Source organism: Mesorhizobium dulcispinae, from assembly GCF_033977345.1.
In the GTDB taxonomy this organism is placed as follows: Bacteria; Pseudomonadota; Alphaproteobacteria; order Rhizobiales; family Rhizobiaceae; genus Mesorhizobium; species Mesorhizobium dulcispinae.
This window is the reverse complement of sequence record NZ_JAVIIY010000013.1, coordinates 72600-89314: the sequence shown is the minus strand read 5'-3', so window position 1 is coordinate 89314 and position 16715 is coordinate 72600. Positions and strand designations below refer to the sequence as shown.

Below are 16715 nucleotides of genomic sequence, written 5' to 3'. Positions count from 1 at the left end.
GCCAAGCGCAAGTGCTCGCTGGCCCGATCGTTTCCATTTGACGCTTGGCCGGGCCAATGGTCTCAATGGCGGCCTGTTGGTTTCAGGTGTTCTTTGCTGCAGTTGCCGACCGAATTCCCCGATTTCGGGCTGACGCCCGAGCAGCGCCGCGAAGCGGTGCGCGGTCACTATTACGAATGGCCCGGAATGGACGGCTCAAGCGGCGAGATCTGGTGTTACAGCGAGCGCTTTTCCTACCGGCCGGGCGAGATGGTGACGCTTTTCGTCAGCTCGACCGCGCCGCAATTCGGCATCGTCATTGTCCGCGACGGCGGCGTTGAAACCAAAGTCTGCGAGAAGACCGGCTTGTTGGCGCGCTGGCAGGAAACGCCCGATCAATGCTCGGTCGAAGGCTGCGGCTGGGACGCGACTTTCGAATTCCGCATCGGCGACGACTGGCCGTCAGGCGCCTATCGCGTGACGCTTGCCGCTGATGACCGAGGCGGTGGAACGATCGAGAGCCACCATCTCTTCATCGTCGCGCCCCTGCCCGGCCGCAAGCCCGGCCGGCTGCTTCAGGTCGCAGCAACCGGCACCTGGCTCGCCTACAACACCTGGGGCGGCTCGAACCACTATCAGGGCATCACCGGCCCGAAGCGCGACCAGTACGCCACGATGGTTTCGACGCAGCGCCCCTGGTGCCGCGGCTTCGTCGTGCTGCCGAAGGACGCGCCGCGCGTGCCGGTGGAAGTCGCGGTGCCGCCAAAGACCGTGCCTCGCTACCCGCACATGGAATGGGCCTTTGCCACCGGCCACTCGAAGAAATACGCCTCTTCCGGCTGGGCGAGCTACGACAGCCATTTCTTCCGCTTCGCCGAGCGCGCCGGCTATACGGTCGATCTCGCCAGCCAGCACGACCTGCATTTCTCGCCCGAAATCCTCGATGGCTACGACTGCGTCGTCTTCGTTGGCCACGACGAATACTGGACCTGGGAGATGCGCGACGCGGTCGACGCCTATGTCGAGCGCGGCGGCCATGCGGCGCGCTTTGCCGGCAATTTCATGTGGCAGACCAGGCTCGAGGACGAAGGACGTCGGCAGGTCTGCTACAAATACCGCGCCCGCGCCGAGGACCCTGCCTATCGCGGCGGCGATGTCACCCGTGCCACCAATTCCTGGGAAGCGCCTGAGATCGGCCGTCCGGGCAGCGCAACCTTCGGCCTCAACGCGACGCGCGGAGTCTATGCCGGCTGGGGCGGCTGCGCGCCGCGCGGCGTACGCGGCTTTCCGGTCTACCGGCCCGAGCACTGGGCCTTCGTCGGCACCGGCATCTATTATGGCGACCTGCTCGGCGCCGACAGCCATGTCTATGGCTATGAGGTCGACGGGCTCGATTTCGAGATCCGCGGCGGCCTGCCCTACCCGACTGCGGAGAGCGGCGCGCCGGAAGGTTTGCAGGTGCTGGCTGTCGGCATGGCTAGCCAGGTGGAGGAAAGCGCCGACATCCCGATCGAGGACCAGTTCCTCACCGATGAGGACGGACGCTTCACCGCCGAGACGCTGTTCGGCGAGGCGAGCGACGCCAACCTCGACAAGGTCAAGCGCGGCAACGGCATGATCGTCAATTTCCCGCGCGGCAAGGGCGAGGTCTTCCATGCCGGAAGCTGCGAATGGGTCGCCGGCCTGCTAAGGCAGGACGCGATGGTCGAACGCGTGACCAAGAATGTTCTCGACCGCTATCTCGGAAAGTCCTGACATGCCGAAATCGTCCGCCCAGTCCACTCCGCAAGCCGAAGAGCGGCCGCCGTCGCATCTGTTCTATCTCTCCAGCCTGCGCCGGCCGCTCGTCGATCGCGCCGAGGGCATTTATTTCTGGACCAAGGACGGCCGCCGCTTCATCGACGGCTCGAGCGGGCCGATGGTCGCCAATATCGGCCATTCCAATCGCAACGTGCTCGACGCCATGAAGCGGCAGATGGACAAGACCACCTTCGCCTACCGGCTGCATTTCGAGAACGAGCCCGCGGAAGAACTGGCGCGGGAACTGGCGGGAAAACTTCCCGAGGGCATGGACCGGATCTTCTTCGTCTCCGGCGGCTCGGAAGCGACCGAATCCTGCATCAAGCTCGCCCGGCAATGGGCGGTCGCCACCGGCCAATCCAAGCGCTGGAAGGTGATCACCCGCTTCCCCTCCTATCATGGCGGCACGCTCGGTTCCCTTGCCGTCACCGGCGACGATGCGCTCGCCGAAACCTTCACGCCGATGATGCGGGTGATGCCGGCGGTGCCGGCGCCGACCGCCTGGCGCGACCGCGACAACCTGTCGATGGAGCAGCGCGGCATCCGTTATGCCGACATGCTGGAGGAGAAGATCCAGGCCGAAGGCCCGGAAAGCGTTTTAGCCTTCATCATGGAGCCTATCGGGGGTGCCGCGACGGCAGCCCTTGTCGCGCCGGACAGCTATTATCCGCGCATTCGCGAGATCTGTGACCGCTACGGCATCCTGCTCATCCATGACGAGGTGATGAGCGGCGCCGGCCGCACCGGCAAATTCCTCGGCGGCGACCATTGGAACTGCAAGCCGGATATTGTCGCGCTGTCCAAGGGCTTGGGCTCGGGCTATGCGCCGCTCGGCGCTCTGGCGGCACCGATGCGACTGGTCGAGCCGCTGCTCGCCTCCGGTGGCTTCCAGCATGGCCACACCTATGCCGGCAATCCGCTGGCCTGCGCGGCGGGCCTTGCCGTGCTCGGCGAGATGGACCGGCTCGATCTCATCGCCAATGCCGCCGCCATGGGCGACGTGCTGATCGGCGAGTTGAAGGCGCTGCAAAGGCGCTTCCCCTTCATCGCCGACGTGCGCGGCAAGGGTCTGCTTCTGGGCGCCGAGATGGTCGCGGATCCGGAGACGCTGGCGCCGATCGCGCCGGCGAAAAAGGCGACGCAGCGCCTGCTCGACCATGCCTACGCGCGCGGCCTGATTATCTATGGCCGCAAGGTCAAAGGCGGCGTCGACGGCGACAATTTCATGGTGGCGCCGCCGATGATCGTCACGCGCGAGCAGATCGGCGAGATCATCGCCATCATCGGCGACTCGCTGGAGGCGCTGGCCGCGGAGCTCGACCTGCCGGTGGAGGGGTGAGCGTAGCAGGGTAACGTTTGAGATAAGCCAATCTGAGATGCTTGCACTCCGTCCCACCCCCCTCTGGCCTGCCGGCCATCTCCCCCGCAAGGGGGAAGATCGGATGTCATTTCCGCTTCCGCCAATCTCCAACGTTGCAGAAACAGCGCCGTCGGCGGAACTGCTGATCTCCCCCCTTGCGGGGGAGATGTCCGGCAGGACAGAGGGGGGTGCCTGGGCGCCATCCTCTCCATGAACAAACCCTCACAAGCAGTCACGCTCCGCCCCGGCCGGGCCGACGATGTCGAAACCATCCACGCCGCCCTGCTCCGCCTCGGCACCCACATCGGCGCGCATCAGGAGATCACCTCGACACCCGATGACCTGCGCCGCTACGGCTTCGGTCAAAATCCGGCCTTCTCGACCTTGATCGCCGAGGTCGGCGGCGAGTTCGCCGGGCTCTGCCTGCATTTCCCGATCTTCTCGACCTGGATGGGCAGGCCAGGTGTCTTTGTGCAAGACCTCTATGTCGAGGACCGGTTTCGCGGCCGCCGCATCGGCGAGAAACTGCTGCGGCGCGTGGCCAGGGAATGCCGCGCGGCAGGCGGCGTCTATCTCAGGCTTTCCGTCGATACCGACAACGAGACCGCCAAGGCCTTCTACGAGAGACTGGGCATCGGCTGGTCGAGCTACGAGCAAGTGCAAAAGATCGTCGGCGACGCCTTCTTCGCCTTTGCCGACGCGCCGGAGGAAGAACGATGAAAGCCTTCTATGCCGAGGAACAGAAGCGACACGACCCGAAGGCCTTCCTCTCCAGCGGCGCCCCCCAGCCCAATCCGGAAAAGCCGGAACGCGTCGAGAGACTGTTAGCCGGCGCAAGAGCGGCCGGCCTGACGATCGACAGGCCGAAGGACTATGGCCTCGGCTCGATTGCCGCCGTGCATACACCGGAATATCTCGACTTCCTCGAGCACATCTTCGCGCGCTGGCAGCGCATCGAAGGCGCCTCGGCCGAGGTCATCCCGAACATCCACCCGATCGCCCGCGACGGCTCCTATCCGGCCTCGGCCGTCGGCCAGGCCGGCTATCACATGGCCGACACCGCCTGCCCGATCTCGGCCGAGACCTGGAACAGCGCGCTGTGGAGCGCCTGGAGCGCAGTGGAAGCCGCCGAAGCGGTGGCCGGTGCGCCTTCGGCCTATGCGCTCTGCCGCCCGCCGGGCCATCACGCCTTCGCCGACGTCGCCGGCGGCTTCTGCTTCATCAACAATTCGGCGGTCGCCGCGCAGGTGCTGCGAAAGAATGCGGCCCGCGTAGCCATCCTCGATGTCGACCTGCATCACGGCAACGGCACGCAAGGGATCTTCTACGCCCGGCCGGATGTGCTGACCGTCTCGCTGCATGCCGATCCGGTGCGCTTCTATCCCTTCTTCTGGGGCCATGCCGACGAGCGCGGCGAAGGCCCCGGCCTCGGCTACAATCTCAACCTGCCGCTGCCGCGAAAGTCCGGCGACGAGGCGTTTCTCGAGGCGCTTGCGACCGCTTTCCAGCGCCTTCGCGCCTGAAGCGCTGGTGGTAGCGCTCGGCCTCGATGCCTTCGAAGGCGACCCTTTCGGTGGATTGTCGGTCACGACACCCGGCTTTGCGCGCATCGGCGAGGCGATTGCCGGGCTCGGCCTACCGACGGTGATCGTGCAGGAGGGCGGCTATCTCTGCGATGCGCTCGGCGACAACCTCACCGCTTTCCTAACCGGCTTCGGAGGCAAAAAGGGATAGCTCAGGAGCGCTGCTGCCTCAGCATCGCGATCACGCGGTGCACGCTTTCCAGCGTCTCGTCGATCTCGGCCGCCGTGTTGTAATGCGCGATACCGATGCGCACGACGCCCTGCTCCTGCGGGATGCCGAGCTGATGGACGATCTCCCATGCGTAATTGTGGCCGGACCACAGAAAGATGTTTTCGGCATTCATCTGCCGCACGATCGTCTCCGGCGCGATACCTTCGACCGTGAAGGAAACCGTCGGCACGCGTTCGCTGAGGCGCTCCGGATCGGTGATGCCACGGATGGCTAGCCCCTCGATATCCGACAGGCCTTCGATCAATCGCTGGGCGAGCGCGTTTTCATACGCGATCGACACGTCGAAGGCTCTTGCGACCCGCTGCCGTCGCGAACCGCCCTCGCCTGCGGCGGCACCGAGATCGGCGAAATACTCGACGGCGGCGGTCAGCCCGGCCATCAGCTCGATCTGCGGCGTGCCGAGCTCGAACCGCTCCGGCAGGCCGTTGGACGAGCAGCGGCATTTATAAGGTTTCAGCGCATCGATGACCTCGCGGCGCCCCCACAATATGCCCATATGCGGCCCGAAGAATTTATAGGCCGAGCAGACCAGGAAATCGCAGCCCAGCGCCTGAACGTCGATCAGGCCGTGCGGTGCGAACTGGACAGCATCGACATAGACCAATGCGCCGGCCTGCTTGGCGATCGCCGTCAGCGCCTTCACCCGGTTGATCGAGCCGGTGAGGTTCGAGGCATAGTTCAGCGCCACCAGCCGCGTCTTTTCCGAAAGCAGCGCCTGCAGGGCCGCCTCCTCGACCTGCCAGCTCTGTTCGTCGAACGGCAGGAAGCGCACGACGAGACCAAGATCCTCGGCAAGCTGCAGCCAGGGCGAGACATTGCCCTCATGGTCCATGCGGGTGACGATGATCTCGTCGCCCGGCTTCATCGTCCGGCCGAGCGTGCGCGACATGTGGTAGGTCAGCGTCGTCATGTTGGCGCCGATGATGATTTCCTCGACGCTTGCCGCACCGAGGAAATCGGCCATCGCGGCATGCGCATCGTCGACCACCTGCTGCGCCGCGACCGCCGTTTCGAAGAAGCCGCCGAGATTGGCGTTGGTCGCGAGCAGGCAGCGCGACACAGCATCGGCCACCGCCTGCGGCACCTGCGTGCCGGCCGGATTGTCGAGGTAGATGCGGCGGCGACCTTTGTCCGTCAGCGAAAGCGCCGGGAATTTGCCGCGCACGGCCTCGATCGGAAAGTTCGCCATCGTCTCCATCCCTTTGTCTTTTCTCAACGATTTCCGGTCACGGGCATGGATTTCCGACGCGCTGGTGGACGGCGTCGACCGCCTTCTGCATCTCCTCCGTCCACGTGACTTCAGCCGAGGACAGCGCCATGTCGAGCTGCGCGACGCTGGTGGCGCCGACGATATTCGAGGTCACGAACGGCCGGCTCGACACATAGGCGTTGGCGAAAAGCGCCGGTTCCATGCCGAAAGCACGCGCCAGTTCATTGTATTCGAGCAGAACTTCCGCGGCATTCGGCGTCTCGTAGCGCTGGCCGCGATTGAAAAGCTGCGAGCGCGAGCCTTGCGGCCGCGCGCCGTGATCGTATTTGCCGGTGAGGTAGCCCTGAGCCAGCGGCGAATAGGCGAGCAGCGACACCTCTTCGCGTTCGCAAACCTCGGCGAGATTCACCTCGAAGGTGCGGTTGACGAGATTGTATGCGTTCTGCAGCGAGGCGACACGCGGGCCGATGCCCTTGTCGGACTCGGCAAGGAAACGCATGACGCCCCACGAGCTCTCGTTCGACAGGCCGAAATGGCGGATTTTTCCTGCCTTCACCAGTTCGTCGAAGACGGCCAGCGTCTCGGCAACCGGCGTCTCGCCCGCCGGCGCGCCGGCAGCGTCGGCCCGCCGTGCAACCGCGCCGATGCGTGTCGGGTTCGAACCCCACGGAATGTCCCGATCCGGCCAGTGGATCTGGTAGAGGTCGATATAGTCGGTGCCGAGTTTCGCCAACGACTTCTCGATCGCGTCGAAGATGTCGGCACGCACCAGCTTCGACGGACGGTCGCCGCGGAACCAGGTGTTGGCCGTGCGGCCGACCACTTTCGAAGCGATGATGACCTTGTCGCGATTGCCCTTGGCCTTCATCCAGCTGCCGATGATCCTTTCGGTCCACCCTTGCGTCTCCGCCTTCGGCGGGATCGGGTAAAGCTCGGCGGTGTCTATGAAATTCACCCCGCGCGAGAAAGCCAGGTCCATCTGCGCATGGCCTTCGGCCTGGGTGTTCTGCTGGCCCCAGGTCATCGAGCCCAGGCAGATTTGCGAAACAAGGAGATCGGTCCGACCGAGGCGGCGTTTTTGCATGGAAATGTCTCCGGCGGGAGGTGTTGCGCGGCTGCGCGGGGAGGAAATTCAAGCATAAAGCATAGGCCGGAAGTTCTCCAAGCCCCGCCCACACCGACTTTTGCGTGATTGCTAGCGCCGGGTGGCAGCCAGTGCCCGCCGCTTGGCCTCGTCGATCAGCATATTGGCCACCTGCATTCGGATCATGGCGCGCTGGCGCAGATGTGGGGCGACACGGTCGGGATGGTTGGCAAAGGCGAAGTTGCGCCGGATGCGGCCGAAATCGGCATTCTTGCCGGGGCGGTCGAGGCCGAGTTCGCCGGCAATCGATTCGGGATCGATCGGCGGCAGCTTTTCCTCCGGCTGATGTTCCTCGCCGGCAAGCGTCAGCTTGGCCTGGTCGAGAAGCGCGGCGAACTCAGCGGCAAGGTCGGCGCCCGCCTCACGGTATTCGGCGGCAACGCTCTCGCCGGCAACCTTGATGCGGCCGGAGTGAAGCTCGTCCGCCACCGAAAGATAGTCGAACGGAATGGAGGGCCGGGCGCCCCCGTCCTCACCCTTCTCCGAGGCGATGATCAGGTCGTCGAGCAACGAAGCGAAATCGAGCTTGCCCCCGGTGCCGATCTCAGCCTCCCTCTGTCGTCACGGCATTCATTATCGCCGTCGACCATAGATCGCTCTCGTTAAAAATGAATGCCGGCGACGTTAACAATTGTGGGCTTTTGGTACCGAAAACCCGTGTCTGGACGTGCCGAAACAAAAAGCCGGACTGCATTTCGTGCAGCCCGGCAAGGTCGCCAGGAGTGGCGAGGAAAAAGCCGGCCATGTGCCAGCACCGTGGCGTACGATCGAGCTTCCGCAAAAGTTTCAGAAAGAATCGATTGTGGCGAAAAAAATTCCGCCAAGCATGGCTGCCATGCGATTGCTGCACTGCACAATTGTAACAAATCACCTATATTCTCGGCGTGTGGAGGACAAATTAGGGGCCTGGGATATGGGGTTCTTCACCGAAATGTTCGCGCGGCCGCGGCCGCAGGAACAGCAACGTTACCGCTCGGCGCTCGCGCTTCTGAATGCGATGAGCAACGCCGATCGCGCCGATATCGGGATTAAACCGGCGGATTTTCCGCGCATCGCCCGCGAGATGTCGATACGCTGATTCAACGATGAAAAGAGGTTTCCCGCCGCGCGGGAGGCTTCTTGCTCAGCGTCCCAGGAAAATCGACTTGCCCAGCGGAACGCCATTGTGCCGCAGGATGTCGTAGGCCGTGGTGATGTGGAAGTAGAAGTTCGGCATGGCGGCGTTGAGCAGATATTGCAGCCCGCCCATCGAAACTTCGCGTCCGGCGAGTCTCAATTCGATCGTTCGCTCCTCCGATCCGTCCAGGTCGGCGGCCGAGAACGTCGCCAGATGATCGAGCGTCTTGGCGATTCGGGCGTGAAGCTCTTCGAAGCTTGACTCGTTGTCCTCGTATTTGGGCACCTCGCGGCCGGCGAGCCGCGACGGCGCGCCCTTGGCATGGTCGGTGGCGATCTGCACCTGCCTCGTCAGCGCGAACATGTCGGGCGCGAGCCTGGCGGTCAGGAACACCTGCGGGTCGATCTTGCGGTCGGCCGCGTTCTGTTCGGCCAGCGACAGCACGCTGGCCAGCGCCTTCAACCGGGCTGAAAAGACGGCCACGGAAATGTCGTACATGGATATGGTCACGTGAGTAATCTCCCCAGGCGGCCTCAACGCCGCGGGTGGAGAGCTAGCGCCTCCCGGCTCGATTCTTCAAGCAGCCCGGCCCTCGCGTCACCGCGACGCCGCAATCGCCGTGGTAGTATTTTCGTTACCGAGCGGAGATTCCCGATGAGACGTATCCTTCTCGCAGCGACTGCCTTGTTCTCCCTTCCCGGCGTCGGCCAACCGGCGCTTGCGGCCGATGCCCCCTATATCGACGACAGATCCAGCGCCGAGGCCGTTGTCCGCTCGCTCTACAGCGCCATCAACCGGCATGAATTCGCCCGTGCCTGGGCCTATTTCGGCGATACCAAGCCGGCAAAAGATTTCAACGCCTTCGTCAAGGGCTACGACAATACCGACACGGTCGAGGTCAAGACCGGCGCGGTGTCGAACGAGGGGGCTGCCGGCAGCATCTACTACAGCGTCCCTGTCGCCATCCAGGCGACCGACAAGAAGGGCGAGGCCAAAGTCTTTGCCGGCTGCTACACGCTGCGGCAGGTCAATGCGCAGATCCAGGAACCGCCGTTCCAGCCGATTTTCATCGACAAGGGTGCGCTGAAGCCGTCGACTTCGGATTTCGAGGATGCCGTGCCGGCAAGCTGCGGCGACGGTCCGCCGCCACCGAAGAAGGACGAAGCGCTGGAACGGGCCAGGAAGGCCTTCCTCGCCACCTATGGCGAACAGTGCGACAAGGAGAATCCGGAAGGCAAACCGGTCGGCGAGCCGGACGCCTACGCCATCCGCTACAAGGACAAGGACGCCGCAGCCGACGAGCCGGAGCGCGAGACGCGGCTCTTCCGCTTCTTCTGCTCGATGGCCGCCTACAATGAGAGCGCCGTCTACTACATCTATGACGACGTCTCCGGCGTCAGGCAGCTGCAGTTCGCCTCGCCGGAGCTCGACATCCGCTACGAGAACAACAACAGCGAAGGCAAGGTTGAGGGCATCCACATCATCGGCTTCCAGACCGACGACCAGCTGGTCAATTCCGACTACGACGACAAGACCAAGACGATCACCTCGATGAACAAATGGCGCGGCGTCGGCGACGCTTCATCGACCGGTACCTATCTGTTCCGCAACGGCAATTTCTCGCTGGTGCAATACGACGTCGACGCGTCCTATGACGGCGAGATCAACCCCGAAACCGTTCTCGACTACAACACCGCGCCTTGAGCAAGGCGATCAGCGTGCCCCCCGCTCAAGGCGCTTTCGTGAGCATCCAGTTCAGCGTGCCGCGCCAGTCGACCATGCGGATCGGCGTTCCATGCGTGCCGGTCTCAAAGCGCACGAAGCGGGTCGGATAGGTTTTCGCCTTGGCGAGGATCGAGCGGAAGAAGGCTTCCTGCTTCTCCACCGCAAACACCACGTCATGGCTGCCCTGGCCGAAAAACACCGGCACGCGGCGCGTGAAGGCCGGGCTTGTCAAAAAACTTTCGTCCCAGAGCGAGCCGAGCAGCAGCAGCCCGTTGATGCGGGCACCGGTGTCCTTGCGATCGGCCAGCTTCCAGCAAAGGATGCCGCCCATCGAGCCACAGGCGACGAAGATTTTGGCGCCCGGTGATTTCCCGGCGTAGTGATCGATGAGCGCCGCCACTTGCGCGGCGCCCTTGTCGCCGAAGTCGGAAAAGTCCGGTGAAAGATAGAGGCCGCCATTTTCGGCCATCAGGTTCTTGAGGCGGTTGAAATTGCCGCCGAAAGTGAAGTCGTCGACGCCCTGCTTGCGGCTGCCGCCCTGCCCGTGCAGGTAAAGCACGATGATTGCGGCGCCTTCGGTCTTGCCGACCGCGACATGCCTGACATCGCCGGCATCGGTTTTCAGCATCAGATCCTGCTGCACCTTGCGCACACCGGGATCGGTATATTGGGCATGTACGCGCCTTTCCGGCACCTCGTCGCGCTGGTTGATGTCGCGCATCTCGCGATAGTCGAGGACCGTGTAGGCGCCGTTGTCGCCGATCGACAGCGTCGCCGGGTAGGCGAAGAGGTCGTCCTTGAAGGGTTTGAGTTCGAGAGCTTCGGCGTAGGCGGCGGAAAAAAGAAAAAACAGTGAAATCAGAAAGGCATGGAGCGTGAATGCCCCCCTCCGGCCTGCCGGCCATCTCCTCCTCAAGGGCGGAGATTGGCGGCTTCGACGGCGGCGTCCATCCTGCAGCCTCGGAGGTTGGCGAAAAGCGAGGTGACGTCCGATCTCCCCACTTGAGGGGAAGATGGCCGGCAGGCCAGAGGGGGGTAGAAGCGCAGACGTGGGCGGAAGGGAGCGGAAGGCCATTCCTCAGCCATGCGTTTTCCAGCTCTGCTTTGTCAATCCTGCAGGACGCCGCCCGCCCCTTCCAGCGCCTCGCGCGTGTCGACGTCGATTGAGGCGCCCTCTCCGATCTCGACGTCGATAACGTCGAGCCCTTCAGCCTCGACCAGATGGCGAGCGCCGGTGTCGCCCTGGAGATGCGCCACGGCGGCAAACAAGGATCGCGGAAGCAGCACCGGGTTGCCGCGTTTTCCCTGATGCGCGGCACGCACCACGGCGCGGCCGCTCGACCGTCGGAACGCATCGATCAGGCTATCGAGATCTTTCGAGGAAACGCCAGGCATGTCGCCGAGCACGATCATGGCGCCGGCCGCGTCGGGCGCGACCCGCGCGATGCCCGCCTTCAGGGACGAGGCGAGACCGTCAGCAAAGTCCGGATTGTCGGCGAGCCTCACATCGAGGCCGGAGAGCGCGGAGCGGACGCGCTCGCGCTGGTGTCCGGTGACCACGATGGTGCGGGCGGCTTTCGACCCCAGCGCCCGCTCGGCGGTTCGGCGCACCAGCGGCTTGCCCTCGAACAGCGCCAGCAGCTTGTTCGGCCCGCCCATCCGACTGGAACGGCCGGCGGCGAGAAGCACGATGTCGACTTTGGACTCGGCTCTCGCCGGTAGCGGCTCGCGCGGCTGCGGCCTGGAGGGGATTTCCATCAGCAGACCCCCGACGCCCATGCCGGCAATGTCGCCCGCCGTCACGTCGAGCCCGGCGATCAGCCGGTCCAGCACCCAGTCGAAACCATTTTCCTTCGGGCTGCGGGCACAGCCTGGCGCGCCGATGACGCGCTTGCCGTTGAGCGTTCCGAGCACCAGGAGATTGCCGGGATCGACCGGCATGCCGGCACGGATGACGGTGCCGCCCGCCTTCTCGATCGCTGCAGGGATGACATCGGCGAAGTCGGCCAGCGCCGAGGCGCCGAAGATCACCACCATATCGTTGTCGCGCGCCAGCGCGGCCGCGGCTTCCGCGACGGGCGCGATCTCATGCGGCGAGCGCCGCTCCGCCGTCAGCCGGCCGCCGGAGCGCGCCAGCCGCGCCTCGGTCACACGCAGCGTCTTGTCCAGCACGCTCTGCCCCACGCCGGGCAGCGTCGTCTGGATGATGCCGACTTTGACCGGGCGATAGGCGTTGACGGCAAAGATCTCGCCGCCGGCGCAGATTTTGGTCACCGCATCGACCAGGCTTGTTGCGACGGCAAACGGGATGATCTTGACCGTCGCCACCATCTGGCCCTTCTCGACCGGCGCGTGCTGCGCCAGCGTGGCGATGGTGATCGCTGGATCGACGGCATTGATGGCGTCGATCATCTTGGCGTCGACGGTGAAGACGCCCGCGGTTTCGGCATGCAGGTTGACCCGTCCGGTTGCTGCAGGCTTCGTCTCGACGTTGCGATGGGCCATGCTCGACGCGATCTTTTCGGCCGCGGCATCCTCGCCGAGGTCATCGGGAGCCAGAACGGCCACGACGACTTCGCTGAAACCAGCCGCCTTCAGTGACGCAACGTCCTCGCCGCTTAGCCGATGCGCCTTGCGGAACCGCCGCTCGCCGGCGGTGGTCGCATGCGCCAGCACCGCGCCTTCGGCCTTTTCGATCGGAACCGGACCGAACTTCACGCCGCGGCGCCTTTTGCTTCCAGGCCGCGCGAGCGGAAGGCGTGGATGGTTTGCGCGAGCACCGCGACGGCGATCTCGGCCGGGCTCGCCGCGCCGATGTCGAGACCGATCGGCGCATGGATGCGGGCGATCTGGTCGGCGCTCGCGCCCAGCGCCAGCAAGCGTTCGACCCGCTTGGCATGGGTCTTCCGGCTGCCGAGTGCCCCGACATAGAAGCACCTGGCATCGAGCGCCGCCTTCAGCGCGAAGTCGTCGATCTTCGGATCGTGGGTGACGGCGGCAAGTGCCGTATAACTGTCGAGCGGCTCGCGCTCCAACACGTCTTCCGGCCATTCGGCATGCAGCGCCACATCCGGAAAGCGCTCCGGCGTGGCAAAAGCCGTGCGGGGGTCGATGATCTCGACCGGATAACCGGCGATCCTCGCCATCGGCGCCAGCGCCTGGCTGATGTGGACCGCGCCGATCACCACCAGGCGCGGGCGCGGCAGATGCGCATTGAGGAAGAAGGTCCGCCCTTCCGCCTCCACCGACCTCGAATTGCCGGTGCGGAACGCACTGGCAATCGCTTCCCCGAGATCGCCCGCAACATGGTCGCCCTCGCGCACGATGCGGTCGCGACCGTCGCCGAGATCGGTGACCAGCACCACGGCGCGGCGAGCGCGGCGCGCCTCATTCAATGTTTTGAGAACATATGGATCCATCCGCAGTCAACCTAACCGCTCGACATAGACCTTGATGCGGCCGCCGCAGGACAGACCGACCTGCCAGGCGGTTTCGTCGGCGACGCCGAATTCCAGCATCCTGGCCTTGCCCGAGCCGATGACCTCGATCGCCTCGGTCACTACCGCGCCCTCGACACAGCCGCCGGAGACCGAGCCATGGAAATTCCCTTCGGCGTCGATGACCAGATGGCTGCCGACCGGGCGCGGCGCCGAACCCCAGGTCTCGACCACGGTCGCGATGGCGACATCCTTGCCGTCCTTCATCCAGCCTTCCGCGATGATCAGGGGATCGCGGGCCTCATCGAGATAAATGCTCTCGTCCATCGTCGCTTCTCACAAAGTCTGTTTTTCCCGGGACATCCCGGAGGAATATATGGCTGCGAAACATATGGCTACGCGGCGCGTCTCCCGCCAGTTTGCAGCCAGCGGCGCAGGTCGACCGCAGCCGCCGGCCGCTGGTCGAGCGAGGCGCAAAGATCGGCCAGCGCATCGAGATTGTGCACCGCGCGGAATTCGTCGACATGCGGCAGCATCGCCTTAACGCCGCGGGCGCGCGCCTCGAAGCCATCGAAGCGCAGAAGCGGATTGAGCCAGATCAGCCGCCGGCAGGACTTGTGCAGCCGCTCCATCTCCTCCGACAGGCCGGTGACGTCGTCGCGCTCCAGCCCGTCGGTGATCAAGAGTACCACGGCGCCCTGCCCGAGCACGCGGCGCGACCACAGCCGGTTGAATTCGGCGAGCGCGTCGCCAATGCGGGTGCCGCCGGACCAGTCCTTCACGGCTGTCGAGCATTCGGCCAGCGCCTCATCGGGGTCGCGATGGCGCATCTGCCGGGTCAGGTTCGTCAGCCTCGTGCCGAAGACGAAGGCGTGCACGCGCCGGCGCTTTTCCGTCAGCGCGTGCAGGAAGTGGAGGAAGATGCGGGTGTACTGGCTCATCGAGCCGGAAACGTCGGCAAGCACCACCAGCGGCGGATGCACTTCCCGGGCAGAGCGGAATTTCGGGAGGATCAGCGCGCCGCCGGTGCGCGACGCCGACCGCATCATGGCGCGCGGATCGATGCGTCGCCCTTGCGCATCCGGCTTGAAGCGCCGCGTGCGCACCAGATCGAAGGGCAGCCGCAAGGCCGCGATCGCCTTTTTTGCCTCGGCCAGTTCGGCCGCATCCATCTGCGCGAAATCCCTGCCGCGCAGCACCTCGTTGCCGGAGAAGGTGAAGCGTGCATCGACCTCGATCTCGGGCACTTCCCGCGCCGGCTGGTTCTTCTGATGGCCCTCGAACATCGCCTGGCTGACGCGGTTCTCGGCCGCCCGCGGCTTGTGCTTTTCACGATCGTCCGGCGCGACCGGCGAAAACATCGCCAGCAGCTTCTCGATCAGCTCGCGCGATTTCCAGAACAGGCGGAAGGCTTCGTCGAAGACGGGATGATCCTCGTGCCGCGAGACCAGCACCGCATGCAGCGTCCAGTAGAAATCGTCGCGCGAGCCGATGCCGGCCGCGAGCACCGCCTCGATGGCGTCCTTAACCGAAGCCGGACCGACACGCATGCCGGCCTTCCGCAGCGTGCGCGCGAAATAGACGATGTTGTCGGCGATGCGCCCTTCCGCCGTCGCCTCTTTGGGGTCCGGGCTTGGCGATGGCATGGCGCCTACTCCGCGGCCGAAAGCTCGGCCTTCACCGCATTGAGGATGCGCCGGCCTTCGCCCTCGCCGATGCGGGCAATGTCGTCCTGGTATTTCAGAAGCACGCCGATCGTGTCGGACACCGTCTCCGGGTCGAGCGCCACCTTGTCGAGCTCGGTGAGCGCGCCGGCCCAGTCGATGGTCTCGGCGACGCCCGGCGCCTTGAACAGCTCGACCTGGCGCAGCTTCTGGATGAAGGAGACCACCTCGGCCGAGAGCCGGCTGTTCGCCTGCGGCACCTTGCGGCGCACGATCTCCAGCTCGCGCTCGGCGTTAGGATAATCGACCCAGTGATAGAGGCAGCGCCGCTTCAGCGCGTCGTGGATCTCGCGCGTGCGGTTGGTGGTGATGATGACGATCGGCGGCTCCTCGGCCGTGATCGTGCCAAGTTCCGGAACCGTCACCTGGAAGTCCGACAGGATCTCCAGCAGGAAGGCCTCGAAGGCCTCGTCGGTACGGTCGAGCTCGTCGATGAGGAACACCGGCGCCGCCCCTGCCTTGCCGGTCAGCGCATCGAGCACCGGGCGGCGGATCAGGTATTTTTCGGAAAAGACGTTGCGCTCCATGTCGGAGCGCACGACCTTGCCGGCCGCCTCCTCCATGCGGATCTCGATCATCTGCGCGGCATAGTTCCACTCGTAGACGGCGGAGGAGACGTCGAGCCCTTCGTAACACTGCAGGCGGATCAGCCGGCGGCCGAGCGCGCCGGCGAGCACCTTGGCGATCTCGGTCTTGCCGACACCCGCCTCGCCTTCGAGGAACAGCGGTCGCTTCATGCGCAGCGACAAAAACAGCACCGTCGCCAGCGAGCGATCCGCGACATAGTCCGCACGGGTCAGGAGATCGAGCGTCTCGTCGATCGACTTCGGCGCGGGCCGCGGCGCGGTCATTGTGTCTCCGTGGATCCCGCGAACCCGTTTCACAGAACGTGGTAATCGCGGTTGTGATAGATCAGCGGCCGCAAATTATCGCCGATGCGCAGGCCTGTCACCTTGCCAAAAAGCACACGGTGGGTGGCCAAATCCTTAGTATCGATGATCTGACAATCGAAGACGGCGAGCGCGCCCTTCAGCGTCGGCGCGCCGGTGGAGATCACGTCCCATTCGCCGAGCGCGAAGCGCTCATCGGACGGCAGGCCGGTGATCCCGGAAAAGCCGACCGAAAGCGCCTCCTGGTCCGAAGCGAGCGTGTTCAGCGCAAAGCTGCCGTTCCTGATGAAGGCTTCGTTCTTCGGATTTTCGCGATTGAGGCAGACGAGGACAGTAGGCGGCGTATCCGAGACCGAGCAAGCGGCGATCACCGTGGCACCCCTTTTGCCCGCTGGGCCGTCGGTGGTCACCACATGCACATGGCCGGCAAAATGCGCCATCGCATCGCGATAGTGTTGCGGCCCGATATCGTTGATCTTCAGCACCTGATGATTCACCTGTCAGAAACCAGCCC

Annotated in this window: 16 protein-coding genes and 1 pseudogene; 6 read left to right on the top strand and 11 right to left on the bottom strand. The window is 64.7% G+C overall.

Going from position 1 to position 16715, the window contains the following annotated elements:
- Nucleotides 1–93 precede the first annotated feature (93 nt).
- The 4 genes and pseudogenes from RFN30_RS24840 (at nucleotide 94) to RFN30_RS24825 (ending at nucleotide 4873) form a co-directional block, all read left to right on the top strand.
- Nucleotides 94–1734 (top strand): N,N-dimethylformamidase beta subunit family domain-containing protein, encoded by a 1641-nt coding sequence (locus RFN30_RS24840; protein WP_320264711.1) that lies wholly within the window; start codon nucleotides 94–96, stop codon nucleotides 1732–1734.
- 1 nt (nucleotide 1735) lies between these two features.
- Entirely contained in the window at nucleotides 1736–3118 is a 1383-nt protein-coding gene (locus RFN30_RS24835; RefSeq protein WP_320264710.1) for an aminotransferase family protein, read from the top strand.
- 231 nt (nucleotides 3119–3349) lie between these two features.
- Entirely contained in the window at nucleotides 3350–3859 is a 510-nt protein-coding gene (locus tag RFN30_RS24830; RefSeq protein ID WP_320264709.1) for a GNAT family N-acetyltransferase, read from the top strand.
- Nucleotides 3856–4873: pseudogene (locus tag RFN30_RS24825) on the top strand (histone deacetylase family protein). Before RFN30_RS24830 ends, RFN30_RS24825 begins: the two are co-directional and overlap by 4 nt.
- 1 nt (nucleotide 4874) lies before the next feature.
- Here RFN30_RS24825 and RFN30_RS24820 read toward each other — a convergent pair.
- The 3 genes from RFN30_RS24820 to RFN30_RS24810 form a co-directional block, all read right to left on the bottom strand.
- Nucleotides 4875–6143, bottom strand: a complete 1269-nt coding sequence (locus RFN30_RS24820; RefSeq protein ID WP_320264708.1) for a cysteine desulfurase-like protein — start codon at nucleotides 6141–6143, stop codon at nucleotides 4875–4877.
- A 37-nt stretch (nucleotides 6144–6180) separates the two neighbouring features.
- Nucleotides 6181–7248 carry an aldo/keto reductase gene (locus RFN30_RS24815; protein ID WP_320264707.1) on the bottom strand — a complete coding sequence of 356 codons (1068 nt, stop codon included), beginning with the start codon at nucleotides 7246–7248 and terminating at the stop codon, nucleotides 6181–6183.
- A 111-nt stretch (nucleotides 7249–7359) separates the two neighbouring features.
- A complete protein-coding gene (locus tag RFN30_RS24810; protein WP_320264706.1) occupies nucleotides 7360–7818 on the bottom strand; it encodes a hypothetical protein in 459 nt (152 codons plus the stop codon).
- Between the two features lie 403 nt (nucleotides 7819–8221).
- Between RFN30_RS24810 and RFN30_RS24805 the strand changes: the two genes are divergently transcribed.
- A complete protein-coding gene (locus RFN30_RS24805) occupies nucleotides 8222–8386 on the top strand; it encodes a DUF1127 domain-containing protein (RefSeq protein ID WP_082954041.1) in 165 nt (54 codons plus the stop codon).
- 45 nt (nucleotides 8387–8431) lie between these two features.
- Here the strand turns inward: RFN30_RS24805 and RFN30_RS24800 are convergent, their stop codons facing one another.
- Nucleotides 8432–8935: a DUF1993 domain-containing protein gene (locus RFN30_RS24800; protein WP_320264705.1), complete on the bottom strand. Its 504-nt coding sequence runs from the start codon at nucleotides 8933–8935 to the stop codon at nucleotides 8432–8434.
- Nucleotides 8936–9079: 144 nt separating this feature from the next.
- Between RFN30_RS24800 and RFN30_RS24795 the strand changes: the two genes are divergently transcribed.
- Nucleotides 9080–10129, top strand: coding sequence for a DUF1176 domain-containing protein (locus tag RFN30_RS24795; RefSeq protein ID WP_320264704.1), 1050 nt, complete (start codon nucleotides 9080–9082; stop codon nucleotides 10127–10129).
- Between the two features lie 25 nt (nucleotides 10130–10154).
- Here RFN30_RS24795 and RFN30_RS24790 read toward each other — a convergent pair whose 3' ends face one another.
- The 7 genes from RFN30_RS24790 to RFN30_RS24760 form a co-directional block, all read right to left on the bottom strand.
- Complete coding sequence (locus RFN30_RS24790) at nucleotides 10155–11066, bottom strand: alpha/beta hydrolase family protein (RefSeq protein WP_320264703.1); 912 nt, start codon at nucleotides 11064–11066, stop codon at nucleotides 10155–10157.
- Between the two features lie 191 nt (nucleotides 11067–11257).
- Complete coding sequence (locus RFN30_RS24785) at nucleotides 11258–12868, bottom strand: NTP transferase domain-containing protein (RefSeq protein WP_320264702.1); 1611 nt, start codon at nucleotides 12866–12868, stop codon at nucleotides 11258–11260.
- On the bottom strand, nucleotides 12865–13569 hold the full coding sequence (locus tag RFN30_RS24780; RefSeq protein WP_320264701.1) for an XdhC family protein: 705 nt from the start codon (nucleotides 13567–13569) through the stop codon (nucleotides 12865–12867). Before RFN30_RS24780 ends, RFN30_RS24785 begins: the two co-directional genes overlap by 4 nt.
- 6 nt (nucleotides 13570–13575) lie before the next feature.
- On the bottom strand, nucleotides 13576–13914 hold the full coding sequence (locus RFN30_RS24775) for an XdhC family protein (RefSeq protein WP_320264700.1): 339 nt from the start codon (nucleotides 13912–13914) through the stop codon (nucleotides 13576–13578).
- 68 nt (nucleotides 13915–13982) lie between these two features.
- Entirely contained in the window at nucleotides 13983–15233 is a 1251-nt protein-coding gene (locus RFN30_RS24770; protein WP_320264699.1) for a vWA domain-containing protein, read from the bottom strand.
- Nucleotides 15234–15238: 5 nt separating this feature from the next.
- Entirely contained in the window at nucleotides 15239–16162 is a 924-nt protein-coding gene (locus tag RFN30_RS24765) for an AAA family ATPase (RefSeq protein ID WP_320264698.1), read from the bottom strand.
- Nucleotides 16163–16191: 29 nt separating this feature from the next.
- On the bottom strand, nucleotides 16192–16686 hold the full coding sequence (locus RFN30_RS24760; RefSeq protein ID WP_320264697.1) for a flavin reductase: 495 nt from the start codon (nucleotides 16684–16686) through the stop codon (nucleotides 16192–16194).
- Between the last annotated feature and the right edge of the window lie 29 nt (nucleotides 16687–16715).

What these genes read in the sequence shown, in the direction of transcription:
- RFN30_RS24820 (WP_320264708.1), bottom strand. Translation starts at nt 6,143, where the DNA reads ATGGCGAACTTTCCGATCGAGGCCGTGCGCGGCAAATTCCCGGCGCTT.
- RFN30_RS24775 (WP_320264700.1), bottom strand. Translation starts at nt 13,914, where the DNA reads ATGGACGAGAGCATTTATCTCGATGAGGCCCGCGATCCCCTGATCATC.
- RFN30_RS24765 (WP_320264698.1), bottom strand. Translation starts at nt 16,162, where the DNA reads ATGACCGCGCCGCGGCCCGCGCCGAAGTCGATCGACGAGACGCTCGAT.
- RFN30_RS24805 (WP_082954041.1), top strand. Translation starts at nt 8,222, where the DNA reads ATGGGGTTCTTCACCGAAATGTTCGCGCGGCCGCGGCCGCAGGAACAG.
- RFN30_RS24780 (WP_320264701.1), bottom strand. Translation starts at nt 13,569, where the DNA reads ATGGATCCATATGTTCTCAAAACATTGAATGAGGCGCGCCGCGCTCGC.
- RFN30_RS24835 (WP_320264710.1), top strand. Translation starts at nt 1,736, where the DNA reads ATGCCGAAATCGTCCGCCCAGTCCACTCCGCAAGCCGAAGAGCGGCCG.
- RFN30_RS24815 (WP_320264707.1), bottom strand. Translation starts at nt 7,248, where the DNA reads ATGCAAAAACGCCGCCTCGGTCGGACCGATCTCCTTGTTTCGCAAATC.
- RFN30_RS24770 (WP_320264699.1), bottom strand. Translation starts at nt 15,233, where the DNA reads ATGCCATCGCCAAGCCCGGACCCCAAAGAGGCGACGGCGGAAGGGCGC.
- RFN30_RS24830 (WP_320264709.1), top strand. Translation starts at nt 3,350, where the DNA reads ATGAACAAACCCTCACAAGCAGTCACGCTCCGCCCCGGCCGGGCCGAC.
- RFN30_RS24795 (WP_320264704.1), top strand. Translation starts at nt 9,080, where the DNA reads ATGAGACGTATCCTTCTCGCAGCGACTGCCTTGTTCTCCCTTCCCGGC.